At 62.8% G+C, this 19,660-nt stretch carries 13 protein-coding genes and 2 pseudogenes; 2 read left to right on the top strand and 13 right to left on the bottom strand.

Annotated features, from left to right (window positions below; translation table 11 throughout):
- Positions 1–9 precede the first annotated feature (9 nt).
- From FO488_RS12135 to FO488_RS12095, 10 genes are all read right to left on the bottom strand, one after another.
- On the bottom strand, positions 10–1,152 hold the full coding sequence (locus FO488_RS12135; protein ID WP_149210800.1) for a glycosyltransferase: 1,143 nt from the start codon (positions 1,150–1,152) through the stop codon (positions 10–12).
- A gap of 23 nt (positions 1,153–1,175) precedes the next feature.
- Complete coding sequence (locus FO488_RS12130; RefSeq protein WP_149210799.1) at positions 1,176–2,729, bottom strand: YiiX/YebB-like N1pC/P60 family cysteine hydrolase; 1,554 nt, start codon at positions 2,727–2,729, stop codon at positions 1,176–1,178.
- A gap of 33 nt (positions 2,730–2,762) precedes the next feature.
- Positions 2,763–3,359: a dual specificity protein phosphatase family protein gene (locus FO488_RS12125; protein ID WP_149210798.1), complete on the bottom strand. Its 597-nt coding sequence runs from the start codon at positions 3,357–3,359 to the stop codon at positions 2,763–2,765.
- Positions 3,360–3,381: 22 nt separating this feature from the next.
- Positions 3,382–4,290, bottom strand: coding sequence for an alpha/beta hydrolase (locus FO488_RS12120; RefSeq protein ID WP_149210797.1), 909 nt, complete (start codon positions 4,288–4,290; stop codon positions 3,382–3,384).
- A gap of 95 nt (positions 4,291–4,385) precedes the next feature.
- Positions 4,386–5,351: a hypothetical protein gene (locus FO488_RS12115; RefSeq protein ID WP_149210796.1), complete on the bottom strand. Its 966-nt coding sequence runs from the start codon at positions 5,349–5,351 to the stop codon at positions 4,386–4,388.
- 17 nt (positions 5,352–5,368) lie between these two features.
- Positions 5,369–5,740, bottom strand: coding sequence for a hypothetical protein (locus FO488_RS12110; protein WP_149210795.1), 372 nt, complete (start codon positions 5,738–5,740; stop codon positions 5,369–5,371).
- 60 nt (positions 5,741–5,800) lie between these two features.
- Complete coding sequence (locus tag FO488_RS19465; protein WP_168206013.1) at positions 5,801–5,974, bottom strand: hypothetical protein; 174 nt, start codon at positions 5,972–5,974, stop codon at positions 5,801–5,803.
- A gap of 181 nt (positions 5,975–6,155) precedes the next feature.
- Positions 6,156–6,764 carry a glycerol-3-phosphate acyltransferase gene (locus tag FO488_RS12105; RefSeq protein ID WP_149210794.1) on the bottom strand — a complete coding sequence of 203 codons (609 nt, stop codon included), beginning with the start codon at positions 6,762–6,764 and terminating at the stop codon, positions 6,156–6,158.
- Entirely contained in the window at positions 6,761–7,501 is a 741-nt protein-coding gene (locus tag FO488_RS12100; protein WP_149210793.1) for a zinc ribbon domain-containing protein, read from the bottom strand. Before FO488_RS12100 ends, FO488_RS12105 begins: the two co-directional genes overlap by 4 nt.
- A 54-nt stretch (positions 7,502–7,555) precedes the next feature.
- The gene (locus FO488_RS12095) at positions 7,556–10,066 is read right to left on the bottom strand and encodes an SPFH domain-containing protein (RefSeq protein ID WP_149212176.1); all 2,511 of its coding nucleotides are present in this window, start codon (positions 10,064–10,066) and stop codon (positions 7,556–7,558) included.
- 395 nt (positions 10,067–10,461) lie between these two features.
- On the opposite strand from FO488_RS12095, the gene FO488_RS12090 reads away from it, so the two are divergent.
- Both FO488_RS12090 and FO488_RS12085 read left to right on the top strand, forming a co-directional pair.
- On the top strand, positions 10,462–11,454 hold the full coding sequence (locus tag FO488_RS12090; RefSeq protein WP_149210792.1) for a metalloregulator ArsR/SmtB family transcription factor: 993 nt from the start codon (positions 10,462–10,464) through the stop codon (positions 11,452–11,454).
- 480 nt (positions 11,455–11,934) lie between these two features.
- The gene (locus tag FO488_RS12085; RefSeq protein ID WP_149210791.1) at positions 11,935–12,360 is read left to right on the top strand and encodes a pyridoxamine 5'-phosphate oxidase family protein; all 426 of its coding nucleotides are present in this window, start codon (positions 11,935–11,937) and stop codon (positions 12,358–12,360) included.
- Between the two features lie 100 nt (positions 12,361–12,460).
- On the opposite strand, the pseudogene FO488_RS12080 reads toward FO488_RS12085, so the two are convergent.
- The 3 genes and pseudogenes from FO488_RS12080 to pepN all read right to left on the bottom strand — a co-directional run bounded on the left by FO488_RS12080 (position 12,461) and on the right by pepN (position 19,517).
- Positions 12,461–15,558: pseudogene (locus FO488_RS12080) on the bottom strand (efflux RND transporter permease subunit).
- Between the two features lie 14 nt (positions 15,559–15,572).
- Positions 15,573–16,702, bottom strand: a pseudogene (locus tag FO488_RS12075) (efflux RND transporter periplasmic adaptor subunit).
- A 175-nt stretch (positions 16,703–16,877) separates the two neighbouring features.
- Positions 16,878–19,517: an aminopeptidase N gene (pepN, locus tag FO488_RS12070; RefSeq protein ID WP_149210790.1), complete on the bottom strand. Its 2,640-nt coding sequence runs from the start codon at positions 19,515–19,517 to the stop codon at positions 16,878–16,880.
- Positions 19,518–19,660: the final 143 nt, after the last annotated feature.

The raw sequence follows: 19,660 nt of genomic DNA, 5'->3' as shown, positions 1-19,660 counted from the left end.
ACAGGGGGGCTAACGGATTCCCTGCACGATCTCCAGTACCTGCCGGGCCGCATCCGGCCGCCCCAGCCCCCGGGCCCTCTCACCCATACGCGCCAGGCGCTCCGGCTCCTGCAGCAGCGTATTCACCCGCCAGGCCAGGGCGCCGGCGTCGCACGCCTTCATGGCCGCGCCGTTTTCCAGCAGGAAATCGGCATTGCGCTCCTCCTGGCCCGGGATCGGCGACACCACGATCATGGGCAGCCCCACGGCCAGGCATTCCGAGGTGGTCAGGCCGCCCGGCTTGGTGATGGCCAGGTCGCTGGCCGCCATGACCCGCTCGATCACCCCGGTGAACCCCAGGGGGAAGAGCCGCCCCGGATGGTGCCGGGCCATTGCCCGGAGGTCGGCCAGCAGCCGTTCGTTTCTGCCCGCCAGGGCCACGATCTGGAAGTCACCCTCCAGCTTGAGCAGCCGCTCGGCCAGGAGTTGGATGCTCCCCACCCCGGCACCGCCGGACATCATCAGGAGCGTTTTTCGGCCGGGATCGAGTCCCAACTCGGCGGCACAGACGGCGCGGTCCAGCTTTTGACCGAAGGCCGGCATGATCGGGATGCCGGTCACCCGCACGCCGGCCGCCGGGATACCCCGCTCGACCATGCGCCAAGCCACCTCGTCGTGGGCGGCGAAGTAGCCGCTTAACCCCTCGTGAATCCACAGGGCATGCACGTCGAAGTCGGTGACTTGCACCCAGGTCGGCCGCTTGAATTCTCCCTTGCGGATCTGACGCGCCAGCAGTTGGGCCGGCAGGAAGTGGGTGCAGACCACATGGTCCGGGGCGATCTCGGCCAGCACCCGTTTCAGTTTCCGGGTATTGAGCCGCTCGATGGCGCTCCTCAGGCGGCTTAAGGCCGAATCCACCTTGTCCCGGTCGGTCTTGTCGTAGAGATAGCCCCAAAAGGCCGGGTGATGTTCCACCACCTTGAGGTAGGTATCGGCGTAGATGGTCTTGAACAGCTTGGGCACCAGCGCCATCAGGTCCACGTGGACCGTTTCCAGGCCGGGATACCACGTCTCCGCCGCGGCCTGGAGCGCCTGGGCGGCCCGCACGTGGCCGGCGCCGGCCGAGACGCTCAGGATGGCGATTTTTTGCCGTTTTCCGGTGTCGCCTGTCATAGGGTGTCCTTTCGGAACAGGTGCTATTTCTTCCCGGCTTCCACCGGCGTGTCCTGGATCAGGATATGCCAGTTGGGGCGCTGCCAACTGGCGCGGAACTGCTCGGCGGTTGACTCCACCGCCCGTTTTTCCTTCTCGAAACCGTCAAGGAACAGCACGAAATCGGCCTGGGCTCCAGCGGTGCCCAGTTGCTCGTCGAACTGGCGCACCATGTTGTTGGGGGTGCTGACCTTGCGCCCCACCACCTCGGTCACCGGGAAGCGCAGCCCCTTCATGCCGCCTCCCGGCTCATAGGCCTTGAAGATCAATTCCGAACAGACCAGGGCGGCGTCGGTCTCGAAGTCGAAGTTGAAGTCGTAGGGGCGTCCGCTGTAATGGAAGGCCCGCAGGATGGCCTGGGCCTTGTCCCGTTTGGAGAGCCGGGGGCGGATCACGCCGATGGAGTCGGCCGAACCGGTATACTCCAGCGAGGTAAAGGATACCCCCTCCGAGATCGCCTCCAGAATGCGGGTCGGATGGCTGTCTTCACGGGGGATCAGGCTCTTGCCGTAGGCGGTGGGGTAGCGCTGGCGCAGGAGTGTCTCGAAATCGCCGTTGGCGATGCCCAGGGTTGTCACCCATGCCTTGACCCCGGCATCGTTGAACAGGCGCCGCCGCTCTTCCGGCGTGCCGATGTACAGTGCCACGTGGGTCCAGAAGCCGGGTAGTCCCAGGTTGGAAAGAAACCACTCGTGGCGCTCGAAGATGATGTCGCCTGGCTGAAGACGCTTGCCCACGGCCTCAATCTGCCTGGCCGAGATCAGGTGGCTTCCCTTGCGCAACACCTTGGTATCCCCCATCCACTCCGAGACCCCTTTCTGAAGGGGAAACCATGCCGTGAAACCGGCAGTGCGCACCACCGCCAAGGCGTTTTTGAGCGTCAGGGCATGCCCCTTGCCCTTGCCCATCTCCCAAATAGCCCTGCTGTCCTCATCCATGGCGGCGCGCAACTCCCTGGGGCCGTTGGCGTAGCTCGTGTCGATCACCTGCAGGGCTGCGAATTCGGTGGCAACGGCCACATTGAGGAAGCGGAACTTGAAACGGCCAAAGGTGCCGGACGGGATGCCCAGTTCCGGCACCGCTTCGTTCAGGACCGTATCCAGGGCGGGATTCCTGTCCGCCTGGGCGATCAATTCCAGGGCGTAGCGGTAGCCCGCCAGGAAAGCGGCGTTGGTGAGGGCGAAGGATGCATTGCGGCGTTCCTTGTCCTGAAAGAGGTGGAAGGCGCCCTGTTCGCGGCGGATTTCATCCAGGGCGGCCAGGCTGTCCAGAACCGTGCTCCAGGTATTCCAGATGGCCAGTTTGTCTTCGCGCGCCAGCAGCATCTTCCCCTGTTCCTTGTCCGGACTGAACAGATCCGGCCGGGAGCGGGTAAAGTCGGCTACCCGCCGCAGGTTGTCGCGGAAGATGATCAGGGCGCGGGTATCGCCGGCGATGCGTTTCTGGAAAGCGGAGTCGGGGGGGGCGGCCGCTGCCGGGGAGATGATGTTGCAGAAAAGAAAGGCGAGGAGAACGGTCCTGATAATGCTGCCCTGCATGCTGCCTCCTAAGCCCCTTGTTTGGGAAGATGACTACTTGTCGATCTGTGACCCGTACTGGCGGATGAATTTCTTGAAATTGATCCAGATATCGTTGAAGCCAAAGGCCTGCATCTCCGTCTCCGCGTCGGTTAGGGACCATCCCTGCTGTTTCATGCGGTAGGCGGCCACCACGATGCCGGTGCGGTCCTGGCCGTGGCGGCAATGGACGTAGACCGGCTGGTTTGCCGGATCCGTCATCAGGGCCACCACCCGATCCACCTTTTCCTGCAGCCCCGTGCGGGTCATCTGGATGGGGACGGCGATGGCCTGCATCCCGGCCCCCTCAACAAACTTCCGCTCGCTTTCGCCGGTGCGCATGTCGATGACGGTTTTGATCCCCATGGCCCTGAGGGTGGCGTAGCCATTCCGAGCCGGCTGGGCACCGCGAAAGATCCCGGGCGCAACCCGCCCCACATTGGCGAGCCCGGGTAGGTTGTAGATGCGTTCCGAGAAACGGGCGGAGAGGGGAAGGGGAGGCGGGGTGGTGTGATTGGCGTCGTCCGCTGATGGGGCGGATAACGCCGTCCCTGCAAGTACGTAAACGAGGGCAAGAGGTGCCAGGGTGGAGCGGAAAGCCATGGAAATCATCTGTCGCCTGCCTTGTAAGGTGCTATTGTACTCTTTGCGCTTCCCGGCCATTGGCCTTGCCGGCCACGATGCGCCCGTCCAGTGTCTCGTTGAAAAAGGCCACAAGTCGTTGGCGATAGGGGGAACCCGGATCGGCGAAGGCGTCGGTGTGTTCACCCCCCTCAACGCTCCAGAACTGCTTTGGCTCGCGGGCCACTGCAAAGAGCCTCTGACCGTGGGAGTAGGGGACCACCCGGTCCCCGGTGCCGTGAATGATGAGGAGCGGCGTCGGGGCGATATTGGCCACCGCACCATCGGGGCTTGCGTCGTCGCCGATGAGAAGGCGGGCAAGCGGCGTACGGACGAGGGACAACAGCGGTATGGCGGCTATCTTGTCCCGGACTATGCCCCGGTACGAGGCAAAGGCCGAGTCGACGGCCACGGCGCGGATGTTGCCATGGGGGCGGCTGGCCACCGCCGCGATGGCGTTGGCGCCCCCCAGGCTCTGCCCCAGGACGAGAATCCGGTTGTGGTCCAGGCCGGGCCGGGTGGCGAGGTAATCCAGGGCCACCAGGGAATCTTCGTACACGCCGCGCCGGTCGGGGGTCCCGTCCGATGCGCCGTAGCCCCGGTAATCGAAGATGAAGAGGTTGAAACCCCGAGCCGGGAGCCAGGAGACAAAGCCGAAATGGGCGGTCATGTTCTGGGCGTTGCCATGGAAATGGATCACGGTTCCCCGGGGCGTGCCCATGGCCGGGATAAACCAGCCAGACAGCCTGGTGCCGTCCCGGCTCTGGAAGGTCACCTGCTCGTACGCCAAGCCGTGGCGGTCAGGGGTGTCGTACACGGTGCGGTCCGGCTGGTAGAACAGGCTCCCCACGCACCCCTGGCACGACAGGACGAGCGCCAGGGTGAAGACGAACAGTGATGCTTTTCCGTAAGCCGTGTTCATGCCGGAATCCTTTGCACCTTATTACCACAGTGGTGGGCAATTTTCATCGAAATATTCCTCCCTCCCCGTAGCGTCCGGGGACTTCAGCTGTCTGTTCAGCGCAACAGCGACTTGGCGGCTGTCGCCAGTACCGGGTCGCTTCCCCGGGCCACGCCTTCCAGCAGCGCCCGCACCCCTTTGTCGCTCCGCTGGAATTTTCCCAGGGCCTGCATGGTCTTCATGCGGATCGCCCGGTCCTCGTCGGTCAGGTTTTTTTCCAGCGCCGGCATCAGAAAAGACAGGGGGGTGCCGTTTTTGCCCTGGATACTGATAGTCGTGCCGACAGCGAAATAAAACCGGTCGAATATCGCCAAAAGCTGCATCCGTTCCGCCGGCGAGCCGTTTGCCAACAGGTCTGCATAGGTTTCCACGAAGAGGGGATCGCCGAACATCCGCCCGTTGAACGGCATGGCAAAAAGGGCGTCAGGGGCGTGGCGCTTCAGCAGCACAACGTCCTTGATGACGCCTGCTTCGTATTGGTAATGGCCCGTTGCCACCACTTCGTCGGCCAGTCGAATGGCCGTGTCCAAATCCTGTTGTGCCAAGGCCTGCCGTGCCATGTCCAGGTTCTTCTTCGCCTCGGTCCGTTTCCTTTCCCGTTCAGGTTCTGGACTGCTCTTGCTCGTACTGCTGCCCCCCCTTCCGTGGGAGATATCGAAACTGCTTCGGGCCAGAAAATCGCCGGTGAAGACCAGGGGTACGGCAGCGACGCGGGGTACGATCGAGGCTGACGTGGTCACATAGTGACGGTCCCAGTCCATATTGTCCCACAATAGGTCGCTGGTGTCGTGCCAGGCGTCGGCCGTCACGGACAGGGGGTGAAACAGGAACATGTCCAGGGTCGCCGCCGTCAGGCCGACCGGGATGACCAGCGGGTAGGAGAGGGCGCGGCCGGGATTCTCCTTGGGGATCAAGTGCTGTTCGACAAAGTTGAGCGCCGGGGTATTGTCGCGGTTAAAGACCGCGCAACCGCCGCCGCAGAGCAGATGCAGGAACATTATGACAACAAGCGTGCGTCGCATGGTTGCTTCCTTTCGCATCAGAATTTGGTGGTGAAGATCGATCTCACAGCCCAGTCGCTGATGAAGAGGACCGGCGTCGCCACGACCTTGGGGATGAACAGCATCGCCTGCCGCAAATCAGAGCCCTGGGGATTTTCCCAGAGATACTCCACGGTGTCCTTACCGGCCGGGACCGTGGCGCGGGCCGGCGTCACCACCGCCATATCGATAACGCCGGCAGCCATCCCGACCGGCAAGGCAACGGGCGCAGCGGCGATCTTGCCCGCCGTGCTGTCGATGATGGCGCTCCCCTGCATGGCCTCGTCCAGGGAGTTGAGCACCAGACGGTTATCCTTGTTCATGATTGCGCAGCCGCTGGCCAGAGCGGAGCAGAAGAGAAATGCTGCCATGAAAAATGGTGTTCGTGAGCAAAACATGGGAACTCCTTTCAAAGGTCTTTTACCGTGAAATCAGCGCAGTATTGCACCGGCGGCCAAGGCGCGCTGGGCCGAGCTGCGGATTCGGTGGAATGACAGGTGGCGATGGGTGGGAAGTTTTGCGAGAGCGCTGAAGAATATGGCCGATCCGATCAAGGCAACGGCAGGGATGGTGGCGAAGGCCAGCTTGATGATACCTGTTTCCATGGTGTTCTCCCTGTAGCGTTTTTGTTTGCGCCGTACCAAATGTATTACAGGGAGTGTGCCAATACTGTTCTGTTGATAATATGCTGATATTATTGTATTTACTTGGTGCGGTCCGTAATGCATTGGCCTGATATGTTCATTATATGTATTTTGTTTGTACATAAAGTGTCGGCATGTAGCCTTACGATGTCTCCCGGGGTATGCCGCGGTTGAAAAATTCCTTGCGGATGTTGTTACGGTGGGCGTAGAGGACCACGAGCACCAGCAGGCAGTAGAGCGCCGTTTCCACCGAGACGGGCGGGGTGCCGCTGTACAGATGTCCCGCTACGACAAACAGAGGGGAACAGGCCAGGGCCACGAGGCCGGTCTTGGTGGTGCCCCGCAGAAACGGATAGGCCACGCCACAGAGGGCCAAGCCGGCAAGCAGCACCAGCGGCTTGAGCAGGATCATTCCCCCGGCGAAGGTGGCGAATCCCTTGCCGCCGCGCAGGCCGAGCTGCAGCGGCCAGATGTGCCCGGCCACCGCCGCCAGCAGGGTGGCGCAGGGGAGCCATGGTGCGGGGCTCAGGTGGCGGGCCAGCCAGACCGCCAGCACTCCCTTGCCCGCATCCCCGACAAAGGTGAGGATAAAGCCCTTGGTGCCCAAGAGGCGCCCCACGTTACGGCTTCCCAGATTGCCGCTGGCCGTGGCGCGGATGTCCTGACCGGTCGAAAGCCGTACCAGGTAGTAGCCGGTGGTGAAGCAGCCCAGCAGGTAAGCGACGATTATGGCGAGAACTGTTTGTGTCATGAACGCCCCGGTATGCCCGTCCCCTTCTGGCGGTACAGCACCCAACCGCCCCACAGGAGCGCCGCAAGCATCAGTACCAGGCCGCAGCCGAAGGATATGCGTGCGATGAGATGGTCGTACTGCATCCAGCCCAGGCGGGTCAGGATGATCTCCCAGTCGTGGTAATCCGCCACCTCGCTCCCGGTGACCCCGCCCAAGAGCATCAACTGCCCGGCGCGGGCGTCGTCCATGTACGGCGCAATGTCCATGAAACTCTGGCCGAGCCACCAGAGGCCGACCGAGGCGGCAAACCGGTCCGTCCTGACAAGGAAGGCAAGCGTCACCACCAGGGGTATGAGCCACTGCCCCAGGGTGCCCCCCAGAACCTGGAGGAACCTGCCGAAGGGGGAGAAGAAGAGGTGCCCCGCCTCATGGAAGGGGAGGTTGACCAAGTGCATGAACGAGTGGTTGAAATGCTCCCCCGTTATCGGCGTTGTCATGAAGCGGAAGCCCCAGACGGCAAGAACCAGCCAGAGGCAGAAACGCCCCGCCACTAACAGCCGATTTTCCTCGGCCGGGACCGCAAACAGGCACTCCCAAAGCAGGGCGGCCAGCCCCGAAGCGGCGGCGTTCGGCGATATGTTTTTTTCGGCCTCCGGCCGTTGCGGGGCCGGGCGGACCTTGGCGAAGATCACGCCGCAGCGGCCGCACAGGTCCTGGCCGTCGGGCTGTTCGTGAGTACATTTGGGGCAGATCATGGCGCTTCGCCTCCGCAGGAAGCCGTTCCTCGCAATGTTCGGCCTTTCGGGCCGTTACGGTCGGCCCGCCGCCGTTGGTGCGCTCTTCTTCACCAGCGCCGGCAGATCCACCCCCGGCAACAGCTTCGTCAGCATCCCCATCAGCCCGTCCGCGGCGCTGCCTCCCGTAACCAGCACATCCGGAACGATTCTGATGTTGCCGTTTTCGATGGCGGCCGAGATCAGCTCCACGATCCTGATCTGCTTGATGGCCTCTTCGCCGATAGCCTCTTGCTGTTTGCTGTAGGCCTGGGCCGTGGCCTCACCGATGGCTGCGATCTTGGACGCCTCGCCATCGCCGATAGCCTTCAGCCGTTTCCCCTCACCGGCACCCTCCAGGGCCTTGGCCTCTGCCGTGCCTTCGGCCAGGGTGATCATCTCGGTCTTTTTCTGGGTGGCCACCTTCACGGCAATCTCCGATGCCACCAGGGTCGGCTGCTGGTCGGCGGTGGCGCGCATCTTCTCCATCTCGGTGCGCTCCGCCTGGGATTTCTGTTCCATCTTGTACATCTCCTGCTGCTGTTCGGCGATGATCCGCTTGGTCTGGGTTTGCATCAACTCCTCGGGGAGGCGGATCTGGCAGATCAGCACCGATACACACTCCACATGGTACCGTTCCAGATCGGCCCGGGCGCGGATCTCCGCCTTGGCCTGCTCCTCCGAGCGGCTCTGGAGGAAATTCATAGCCGAGGCGGTGGATGCCTGATTGCGGAACGACGAGTCAATCATGGGGTGGATCACGTGTTGGATCAGATTGTCGATGGAGCCGACCTTGGCCACCATATAGGGGGCTTGGTCCGGACGTACGCGGATGACCACCTTCACCGAGACCTGGATCGGGAAGCCGTCCTTGGAGATGACCGTCAACTGGTCGAAGCGGGTGTCTTCCTGGTCGTCCCAGTCGATGGTAATGTTGGTGGTGTCGATCACGTATACCATGAAGGCCCGGCGGTTCAGGTAGTAGCGCCCCGGTCCGGATACCTCCTCCTGGATGCCCCGGAAGCCCTTGGGCACGACGTATTTCTCCTTGCCCTCCTCCGCGGTGGCGTCGTTCTGCGAGGCGCCGAGCCGTTTCTTCATCTCCTCCGTGGGGTCCTCGCCCACGTTGGACACCACCACCCCCACCTGGCCGCGCTCAATGACGGCCACGTTGTCGATCTCCACGCTGAACATGAAGGGGTTGATGTAATAGGTGCCCGGCCGGAGCACGTCCAACTGCGGGCCGCGCTGTCCCTGTTTGGTCAGGAAGGCGGAACCGTCCTGGTAATCGTTGTGGCCGCTGATGGGGGAGGCCACGTATTCCCGCTCCGGCAAGGGAACGCCGTCTAGGGCGGTCACCAAGCCGACCTTGTTGGCCTCGATCACCACGGCGGGGGCCACCTGCACCTGGAACAGGTTCAGGTTGATGCGGTAGGTGCCCGGCAGCAGCACGTCGATCTGGGGTCCCTTCTGGCCGCCGTTCTTCAGGAACGTCTCGCCGTTCTCGAAATTGGAGTGCCCCGGCACGCTCTGGGCCAAAAGCCGCCCCATGGGGATAGGGGCTCCGTCCTGGGCCGTGACCATGCCCACCTCACCCTTGGCGACGACCACGGCCGCGGCCTTGGTGATCTTAAACAGGTTCGGATGGATACGGTAGACGCCCGGGGGAAGAATTTCGGTCTGGGGTCCCTTCTGGCCGCCGCTTTTGATGAAGTCCTGGCCGGACTGGAAGGAGTTGTGGCCTGCCACCACAGTGGCGAAGATGCGGCCGGCCGGGATGGCCAAGCCGTCGGCGGATTCCACCAAGCCGATCTCCCCTTCGCTGATCTTGGTGGCTTCCCCTTTGGTTACCTTGAACAGGTAGGGGTTGATGCGGTAGCTGCCGGGTGGGATGATCTCGATCTGGGGGCCTTTTTGGCCGCCGTTGGCGATGAACGCCTCGCCGTTCTGGAAGGACGAGTGCCCGTCCACGGCCTGGGCAAAGATCTTCCCTTCCGGGATGGCAGCGCCGTCCACGGATTCCACGATGCCGATCTCGAAGTCCTTGATCTCGGTGACGCTCCCCTTGGTCAGCTTGAACAGGTAGGGGTTGATACGGTACTTGCCCGGGGGAAGTATCTCGATCTGGGGGCCTTTTTGGCCGCCGTTCTTGATGAAGGCCTCGCCGTCCTGAAAGGAGTTGTGGCCCGTCGCCACGGCGGCAAAGATTCGCCCGGACGGGATGGCCGAACCGTCCACCGATTCGATCAGGCCTATCTCGTTCTCCATGATCTCGGTGAAGACGCTCTTGGTCGCCTTGTAGATGAACGGGATCAAAAAGTGCAGGCCGGGGCCCAGGGTCCGCGCCTGGATGCCGACCTCGTTCCCCAGGGCCACGACCCGCCCTTGGGGCATCTTGCTGCCGAACCACCGACGCTCGATGAGGGCGATCTCGTTGCCCCCCACCACCACGATGGAGTTCCAGAGCAGGATGATCAGGAGGGCAAGGGCAAGAAGGTAATAGTAATGATGGGCAAGCCAGGAAAAGAGGGATACGGCGTCGTACATAGGGGCCTCCTCGGTGATGTTCATGGAAACGGATCTATCATTGAATACTTTTTTCTTCTACAGGACCCGTCTGTAAAATTCAACGTAATTTCAAAATGTTAAAAAAATTAACATCGTAGGTATGCGATCGTTATCCTTCTGTTTTTACGTGAAAAACAGCGCGTGGAAGCTCGTCGTTCAGCCGCGTTTGTGCAATTTTGACACGGTATACGGCCTGGTTCAGCTACAATCCCGTCATATATCCGAAGACGGTTGGCGCTATGTAGCTACATTCGCTTTCAAAGTTGACCATCCCCCTTTCTCAAAGTCCAATTCGACAACAATAAAAACAGATTGACAATCCCTGTCCATACTCCTATATTTAATTTTATATTTATCGAAATAGAAAGGCCCCCATGAACGTCACACAGAGCCTCGCCATCATGAAAGCCCTGGCCGACGAATCTCGCCTGGCCATTGTCAGTTCGCTGCTGGAACAGCCCCAGTACGCGGAGGAGATCGCCAAGCGCCATGCCCTAGCCCCCTCCACGGTGTCTTTCCACCTGAAAAAGCTGGAGCAGGCCGGGCTGATCGACAGCCGCAAGGAGCAGTATTACGTGGTGGTGACGGCCAACGTGCCGCTATTGGGCACCACCCTGAAGGAACTGGTGGCGGCGTGCGCCACCGGCAAGGCGTTGCAGGACGAACGCTTCGACGCCCACCGGATAAAGGTGATTGCCACCTTTTTCCCCCACGGCACACTGGAGCGCCTACCGGCCCAGCACAAAAAACGCCTGATCGTGCTGGAACAGTTCGCGCTACGCTTCAAGGCGGGGCGGCGCTATACGGAAAGCGAGGTGACCGGGTTGATCAAGCCGTTGTTCAACGATTATTGCACCGTGCGCCGTCTGCTGGTGGACGAGGGGTTGATCCGGCGCGACGAAGGGGGCTACTGGAGGCAGGGGCAGGACACCGGGACCACGGCGCTGTCGCTACCCCATGCCCCGCAGGCGGGCGACGCAACGCGGCAGCGGCGGGCGGAGATGAAACGGGTCTACAAGGAGAGCCGCCCGGCCATGGGGATCTACCAGATCAGGAACAAAAACAACGGCAAGCTGTTCATCGAAGGCAGCGCCAACCTGAGCGGCACCAAGACCAACCGGGAGTTTCAACTGCGCATGGGCACCTTCCCCTCCAGCCCGAGCCTGAAAAAGGAATTGGCCGAATACGGCGCCGCTGCCTTCGAGGTGAGCGTGCTGGAAGAACTGCCGCTGCCGCAGCCGGGAGAACGGCCGGAACGGCTGCTATTGGCCGCCAAGCTGCGCTGGCAGGAGCAACTGCAACCCTTCGGCGAACAGGGTTACAACAGCCGCGCCCAGTTCGAGCGCGAAAGCGCCCGGTATCAATGAGCCACCCGGTGGGTTCTATTTCAAAATGCCCCACGCAGTTGTGAGGTAAGAGTCGAGAGGGCACGTTGGGGTTCCACTAATACTTGCCATCTCTCGGTCCCCTTCAGCTCCAGCTTGCCGCTCCCCGGGATCGGCAGGCATTTTATCTCCGGATACCTACCACAGGACAACTGCACAGGCCGGGCAGGGCGTTGCCCGATGTGTCTCGCGCCGCTTTTCACCTCCCATAACCAGCAATCTTTGTTGCATGAGCAACAAAGATGTATCTGACCGCAGATTGCCCCGTGCGGATTTACTCCCCACCTCAAGCGTGTTACCGCTGCAATTTTTATTGCAGCGGCCGGATTACGGAGAAAAATTATGCGTTGTAACACGTTGTTTTTAAAGGGCTATTTTTTATGAGTGTGTTGGCGCGCATCCTGCGAATATTTGGGGAGAGTAGGGACGTTGGCGTGGGGACTGCAAGAGGGGGGAGGCGACATGATTTCGGAAGCGATGCGTCAGTTCATTGAAAACACCCCCTTGGTCTATGTGGCTTCCGCGGATGCGAAGGGACATCCCCATGTGGCGGCCGGCAAGCACCTGACCGTCAGCGACGGGACGCTCCTGGTATTCGAAAACTGGTTCTGCCCGGTAACGCTGCACAACATTGCCCGCAATGCCCATGTGGCGGTTGTTGTGGCTGCACCCGGGGCCAAGAATGGCTATCAACTGATCGGCCGGGTGGTAAAGCCGCACGACGACCCCCGCCTGCCGGGCGAAAACGCAGGCCCCGTGCCCCTGGAAGCGCCTCCCGCCCTGACCAGGTTCGTGGTTCGGGTAGAGGAGATCATGGAGTTTTCAACGGGAATACATTTCGATATCCCCATCAATCCCGGCTATCCATTGCCGGAACGCCTCGGGTAGGAACCGACCCGCCAGCCGCTGCCATCCTGAAAATTCATGGTGGTTTGACACGGAGCGCCTCCCGTTTTCGCCAGGTACGAAAACGGGAGGCGCTCTTCCGTTAGACCTCAGCCGCCGCCACCGTCGCTTCACGCTCGCGGTCCTTGCCGTGGTCGCGGGCGATGAGCATGTAGATGGAGGGGATGACAAAGAGGGTGAAGAAGGTGCCGATGAACATGCCGCCCACCAGCACCAAGCCGATGGAGTTACGGGCGGCGGCGCCGGCGCCGGTTACCAGGGTCAGGGGGAAATGCCCGGCGATGGTGGCGGCGCTGGTCATCAGGACCGGACGCAGGCGGGTCATGGCTGCCTGGCGCACGGCCTCCAGCTTGGGGTGCCCCTGCAACTGGAGTTGGTTGGCGAACTCGACGATCAGGATGCCGTTCTTGGACACCAGGCCCACCAGGGTCACCAGGCCGACCTGGGAGTAGATGTTGAGGGTGGTGGTCCACCCCTTGGTCCAGAAGGGGATGTTGGGATCGGGCATCTTCAGGAAGGTGAAGATCAGGGCGCCGAACATGGCCAGGGGCACCGACCCGGCCAGGATGACGAAGGGGTCGCGAAAACTGTTGAATTGAGCCGCCAGCACCAGGAAGATCAGGACCACGGCCAGGCCGAAGGCGGGCAGGAACCGGTTCCCCTCCGTACGCAACTGGCGTGATTCCCCCGTGTAGTCCAGTTTGTATCCCTGGGGCAGGATTTTCCCGGCCTCGCCCTCCAGATAGCGCAGGGCCTCCTCCAGCGGCCGGATGGCCACGCCGCTGATCTTCACCGCGTTCAACTGCTGGAAGCGGTTGAGCGAACGAGGCACGACCGATTCCTTGATGGTGGCGACGGTACTGAGCGGGATCAGCTTGTTGTTGGGGCCGGTGATGTAGATGTCCTGAAGCTGGTCCGGGTTGAGGCGGCCGACCCGCTGGACCTGGGGGATCACCTTGTAGCTGCGGCCGGCGATGTCGAAACGGTTGACGTAGTTGCCCCCCACCATATTCCCCAGGTCCGTGCCGACCTGCTCCAGGTTGAGCCCCAGGTCGGCGACCTTGTCGCGGTCGATGATGAACTCGGATTGGGGCTGGTCGATCTTGACATCGATCAGGGGCGGAAAGGCGAACATGCCGCTCTTCATGGCCTTCGCCTGCAACTGGCGGGCAAAATCCAAAATCTGTTCGGTCTCGGCCGTGGAGGTCAGGAGGAATTCCACCGGGAACTGGCCGCCGCCGGGCAGGGCCGGCGGCAGGACCGGGAAGACCTGAATGCCGGGGATCTCCTGGAGCTTTTTCTGTACCTCGGGCATGATCTGGAAGATGGTGCGCTTGCGGTCGTTCCACGGCTTGGCGACCAGTCCGCCGAAACCGGAGGTGGGGAGGGTGACCTGGAAGGTGAAGTCGGTCTCCGGCACGCTCATGAATGCCCGGTTTACCGCCGCGGCGTAGCGGCTGTTCTGGTCGAGGGTCGAGTTGGCCGAGGCATCCAGGATGCCGAAAACGACCCCCTGGTCTTCGCTCGGCGCCAACTCCTTGGCGGACATGGTAAACAGCGGCACCGTGAGCAGGGTGATCACGATCCAGACCGTGTAGACCGCCGGACGGGCGTTGAGGGTGGCATCGAGCAGCCTGCCGTAAAAACTTCTCAGGCGTTTGAAATCCCGGGTGATGCGGCCGGCCAGCCCGTGCTCCACACCGCCCGGCTTGAGCAGGGTGGCGGACATGAGCGGCGACAGGGTCAGAGCCACGATGCCGGAGATGGTTACGGCGCCGGCCAGGGTAAAGGCGAATTCCCGGAACAGGGAGCCGGTCAGCCCGCCCTGCAGACCGATGGGGAGGTAGACCGCCGCCAGGGTGACGGTCATGGCGATGATCGGCCCGACCAGTTCGCGGGCGCCGAGCAGGGCCGCCTCCAGGGGGGACTTGCCCTCGCCCATGTGCCGCTCCACGTTCTCCACCACCACGATGGCGTCGTCCACCACCAGACCGACGGACAGAACCACCGCCAGCAGGGTCAGCAGGTTTACGGTAAAGCCGAAGGCCTGCATGAGGAATATGGCCCCGATCAGCGAGACCGGTATGGCCACCACCGGGATGAATACCGAGCGGAAGGAGCCCAGGAAGAGGAAGATGACCACAACGACGATCAAGAGGGTATCACCCAGGGTTTTCAGCACCTCGTGGATGGCGTTGTTGATGTAGTTGGTGCCGTCATAGGCAATGCGGGACTGCATGCCGCTGGGCAGGTCGCGCTGGATGGCGGCCATCTCGGCGCGCACCCGTTTGATGACGTCCAGGGCATTGGCGTTGGGCAACGGCCAGATCCCCATGAAGACCGCCGCCTGCCCCGAGAAGTGGACCTCGGAATCATAGTCCTCGGCCCCCAGCACCACGTCGGCGATATCGCCCAGGCGCACGATGGCGCCGTTCTGATCGCGCACCGCCAGGCGTTTGAACTCCTCCACCGTGTTGAGGTTGGTATTGGCGGTCAGGTTGACCTGGATGAAGGAACCCTTGCTCCGGCCAAGGGCCGCCAGCACGTTGTTGGCTGCCAATGCCCGGTTCACCTGGGCCGGACTAACGTTGAGGGCGCCCATCCGCTCCGGTTTGAGCCAGATGCGCATGGCGAACGTGCGGCCGCCGAGGATGTCCGCCCGCTGCACCCCCTCGATGGCCGTGAGGCGGGGCTGGACAACGCGCGTCAGGTATTCGGTGACCTCGTTCTGCTTGAGCATGTCGGAGGTGAAGCTCAGGTATGCCGAGGCGAACTCGCTGTCGGCCGATTCGATGTTGATCACCGGCACCTCGGCCTCGGGGGGAGGTCGCGGCGCACCTGATCCACCTTGGAGCTGATCTCCGCCAGGGCGCGGGTGGCGTCGTAATTGAGTTTGAGGCGCACCTTGATGGTGGAGAGGCCGAGGGTGCTCTGGGATTCCATGTAGTCGATGCCGTCGGCGGCCGCTATGGCGCGCTCCAGGGGCGTGGTGATGAAGCCGCGCACCAGGTTGGCGCTTGCCCCGGTATAGACGGTGGTGACGGTTACCGCCGCGTTTTCGCTGCGCGGGTACTGGCGCACGTTGAGGGTGCGGATGGCCTGCAGGCCGGCGATAATGATGATCAGGTTGACCACCAGGGCCAGCACGGGGCGGCGGATGAAGAGGTCGGTGATTTTCATGGATGGCCCGTCGCTCAGTTGTTCTCTGGTGTGGGTGCCTGCTGGAAAGCAGGGGCCAGCTTGTTATCGACCACCACCGCCTGGCCGTTGCGCAACTTGAAGACGCCGGTGCTGACGATGGCCGCGCCTTCCTTCAGCCCGCCGACGACGGCCACGAAATCACCCCGCTTCTCCCCCAGGCGGACGAACTGCTGGCGTAGCTGCTTGCCCTTTACGCCGTTTTTGCTCTCCTTGGCGTCCTCGATCACGAAGACCGAATCGCTGTAGGGGGCGTAGAGGACCGCCGTGGCCGGGATCGCCAGGACCTTCCGGCGAACGGGGAGGCCGACCGCCACGTTGACGAACATGCCGGGGCGCAGCTTCTCCCCATGGTTCGAGACCGTTGCCTCCACCTTGACGTTGCGGGTATCCGCATCGATCTGGGGGCTGATGGCCGTGACCCGTCCCGTAATGACCTCTCCCGGCAGGGCGTCGCCCGTCACCCGTACCGTCTGGCCGGGGCGTACCTGGCCGAGCTGCTGTTGGGGCAGGGTGAAGTCGACGTAGATCGGGTCGAGGGACTGGAGCGTGACGATGGGGGCAGCCTCGCTCAGCATCTGGCCGAGGTTGGCCTGGCGGATGCCGAGGCGGCCGCTGAAAGGGGCGCGAACGGTCTTTTTGGCGATGGTGGCCCGGATATTGTCCACCAGGGCCTGGGCCTGGGCGGTGTTGGACAGCGCGGTATCGTGATCGGCCTGGGAGATGATCCCGTCCGCAAACAGCTTGTCGGCCCGTTTCTGGTTGGCGCGGGCCAGATTGGCCTGGGCTACCGCGCCGGGGAGTTGGGCCTCTTCGGAGGTGGTATCCTGGCGCAGCAGCAGATCCCCCTTTTTGACCGGGGAGCCGGCCTCAAAAGCGATCTTCGCCACCTTGCCCGCCAACTCCGCGGCCACCGTAACCCCCTGGACGGCGTTGACCGTGCCGACCGCAGTCAAGGCGGCCTCCCAGGAGTCGGATGTGACCGTAGCGCTGGTCACCGTTTCGGGGGGGGGACGAAGCTCTTGCCCTGCTTGATCATCGTACCGATCTGCAGGGTTTTGACGGCAGCAAGGGCGGCGATGACGATGAGCAGGCCGATGATGGCGAGAACGATGCGTTTTTTCATGGAAGGGCTGGCTCCATTGGGTACGTGGATGCCGTTGCGGCAGGTAGCGGGGAGAACCCCGCTACCTGCCGATGACGTTACGCCCTTGTATATAGTATGCTTGGGAAACCTTCAATCCAATTTTGGACAATGTGGCACGAATGTGCAAGGAGGCGGGTGATTCTAAGGAGTTATATTACAGGCTTTTTTCCACAACCTCGTAGACGTCCCGGGGCAGGTTGGGGACCGCCTGGATTCGCCGCAATTCCTGCTGCATGAGCGCCTGTCTCCCCGGTTCGAAGCGCCGCCACGTGGTCAGCGGCGCCAGGAGGCGGGCGGAGACCTGGGGATTGACCGGGATGAGGCGGAGCAGTTGATCGGCCAGGAAACGGTAACCTGCGCCATCGGGGGCGTGGAAGTGGTGCTGGTTCTGGCTGAAGGCGCCCACCAGGGCGCGGAAGCGGTTGGGATTGGCCAGCTCGAAGGCCGGATGGTCGATGAGCGCCCGGACGTCGTCGATGGTGCCGGGGAGGTCCGCCAGGGCCCTGAGGGAGAACCACTTGTCCACCACCTGGCGGTCTCCCTGCCAGCGGCTATAGAAATCCTCCACCACCCGGCTGCGCTCGGGGCAGTCGCACGAGGCGAGCGGCGCGAGCGCCCCCATGGTGTCGGTCATGTTGTCCGATGCATGGTACTGCCGGATGCAGAGGTCGGTAATGGCCTGTTCCTCCAGGGTCATCAGGTAGGCCAGGCAGAGGTTGGCCAGGCGGCGTTCTCCCGAGCGGTCGTCGTCCACCCCGTAGGGCCGTGTGCTGCGGCACGTCTCGCGCACCGCCAGGAAATCGTTCCGCAACTGCGCCGCCAGGGTGCGGATCATGAACTTGCGGGCGATGTGAATGGCCTCCGGGTCGATGACCGGCATCAGTTCGGCCAGGTATTTTTCCGACGGCAGCGTGAGCGCCTCGGCCAGAAAGGCCCGATCCGGCTCCCCGCAGGTCAAGGTGGCCCGGTAGGCCGCCACGAACGCCTGGTCCGGCTTGAGTTCCCGTCCTGACTGGTGGTCGGCCACCAGGGCGAGGATAACCTGCGCCGCCAACTGCTGCCCCGCCTCCCAGCGGCAGAAGGGGTCGGTTTCGTGGGCCATGAGGAGCACGAGATCGTCGTGACGGTAGGGATAGTCGAGCTTTACCGGGGCGGAGTAGCCGCGCAGCAGGGCCGGCACCGGTTCACTGTCCAGGCCGGAGAAGTGGAACGTCTGTTCGGCCTTGCACACCTCGAGGGTTCTGGTGGTGGGGCCGGGGGCCGCTTCGCCGAACAGGGTGACCGGAAGTTCCCGGCCATCCCGGTTCAGGAGGCCGACGACCAGCGGGAGGTGGAACGGCTGCTTGTCCGCCTGCCCGGGGGTAGGGGGGCAGGACTGGCGCACCGTCAGGGTGAAGACACCGTCGGCGGCTTCGAATGCCCCCGACGCCTCCAGACGCGGCGTTCCGGCCTGGCTGTACCAGAGGCGGAACTGGTCCAGGTCCCGCTCACCCGCATCGGCCAGGGCCCGGACAAAATCCTCGATCGTGACCGCCTGCCCGTCGTGGCGCGCGAAGTAGAGGTCCATCCCCTCTCTGAAACGTCCGGCGCCCAGCAGGGTGCGCAGCATGCGGATCAACTCGCCCCCCTTGTTGTAGACGGTCGCGGTATAGAAGTTGTTGATCTCCATATAGGAATCTGGCCGGACCGGGTGCGCCAGCGGACCGCCGTCCTCGGCGAACTGTGCGGTGCGCAGGGCACGGACATCGGCGATGCGTTTCACGCCGCGCGACTCCATATCGGCGGAAAACTCCTGGTCGCGGAAGATGGTGAGCCCCTCCTTGAGGGAGAGTTGGAACCAGTCGCGGCAGGTAACCCGGTTGCCGCTCCAGTTGTGGAAATACTCGTGGCCGATGACCTCCTCGATGGCCTGATAGTCCTCGTCGGTGGCGGTTTCGGGGGTGGCCAGGACGTAGCGTGAATTGAAGATGTTGAGCCCTTTGTTTTCCATGGCCCCCATGTTGAAATCGTCCACCGCCACGACCATGTAGCAGTCCAGGTCGTATTCCCGGCCAAAGGTCTCCTCGTCCCAGCGCATGGCTTTCCTCAGGGAGCGGAGGGCGTGTTCCCCCTTGTGCCGGTTGGCCTCCTGGAGGTAGAGCCGCAGGCTCACCTCCCGGCCCGAGCAGGTGGTGAAGGTATCCGTGAGACAGGCCAGCTTGCCGGCCACCAGGGCGAAGAGGTAGCTCGGTTTCCTGAAGGGGTCGTGCCAGGTGGCGAAGTGGCGGCCATCCGGGAGTTCCCCCCTGTCCACCGGGTTGCCGTTGGACAGAAGCACCGGGCAGCGCTCACGATCGGCGATGATGGTCACGGTGAAGACGGAGAGCACATCGGGGCGGTCCGGGTAATAGGTGATGGCCCGGAAGCCCTGGGCCTCGCACTGGGTGCAGAACATTCCGTTGGAGCGGTAGAGCCCTTCGAGGAAGGTGTTATCCTGGGGGCGCAGTTCGGTTTCCACCTCCAGGGTGAAGGCTGCGGGAACCGACGGCACGACGAGCGTCTCTTCCGTAACCTGGAAGGCCCCCGGGGCAAGGGGCGTCCCGTCGAGGTGCAGGCTGCGCAATTCGAAGCGGTGGCCGTCCAGGACCAGCGGCCGTTCTCCCCCGGAGCGGTCGTACGCCGCCCGCAGGGCAAGGCGGGAGCGGACGACGGTCGTTTCCTCCCCAAGTTCGAAGCGGAGGTCGATGCTTTCAACGGTATAGTCGGGTGGGCGGTAATTGTGACGGTGGATGGTGATAGGGGCAGGTGCTGTCATGTCTGATCCTCATGCGATAGTGTGTGCAGGGACGGCTTCGGGTTTCACGGTTGGCGCATAGGTCGCCGTTCCGGTTCTTGTGGGGCTGCCGTCGCTGCGTTTTCCCGAGGCAGGTTGCGCGCCTCCCGGGATCGCTGCCCGCG

This window comes from Geobacter sp. FeAm09, assembly GCF_008330225.1.
Lineage (GTDB): Bacteria > Desulfobacterota > Desulfuromonadia > Geobacterales > Pseudopelobacteraceae > Oryzomonas.
Note: the sequence above shows the minus strand (reverse complement) of the source record. Positions and strands in the feature narration are given on the sequence as shown.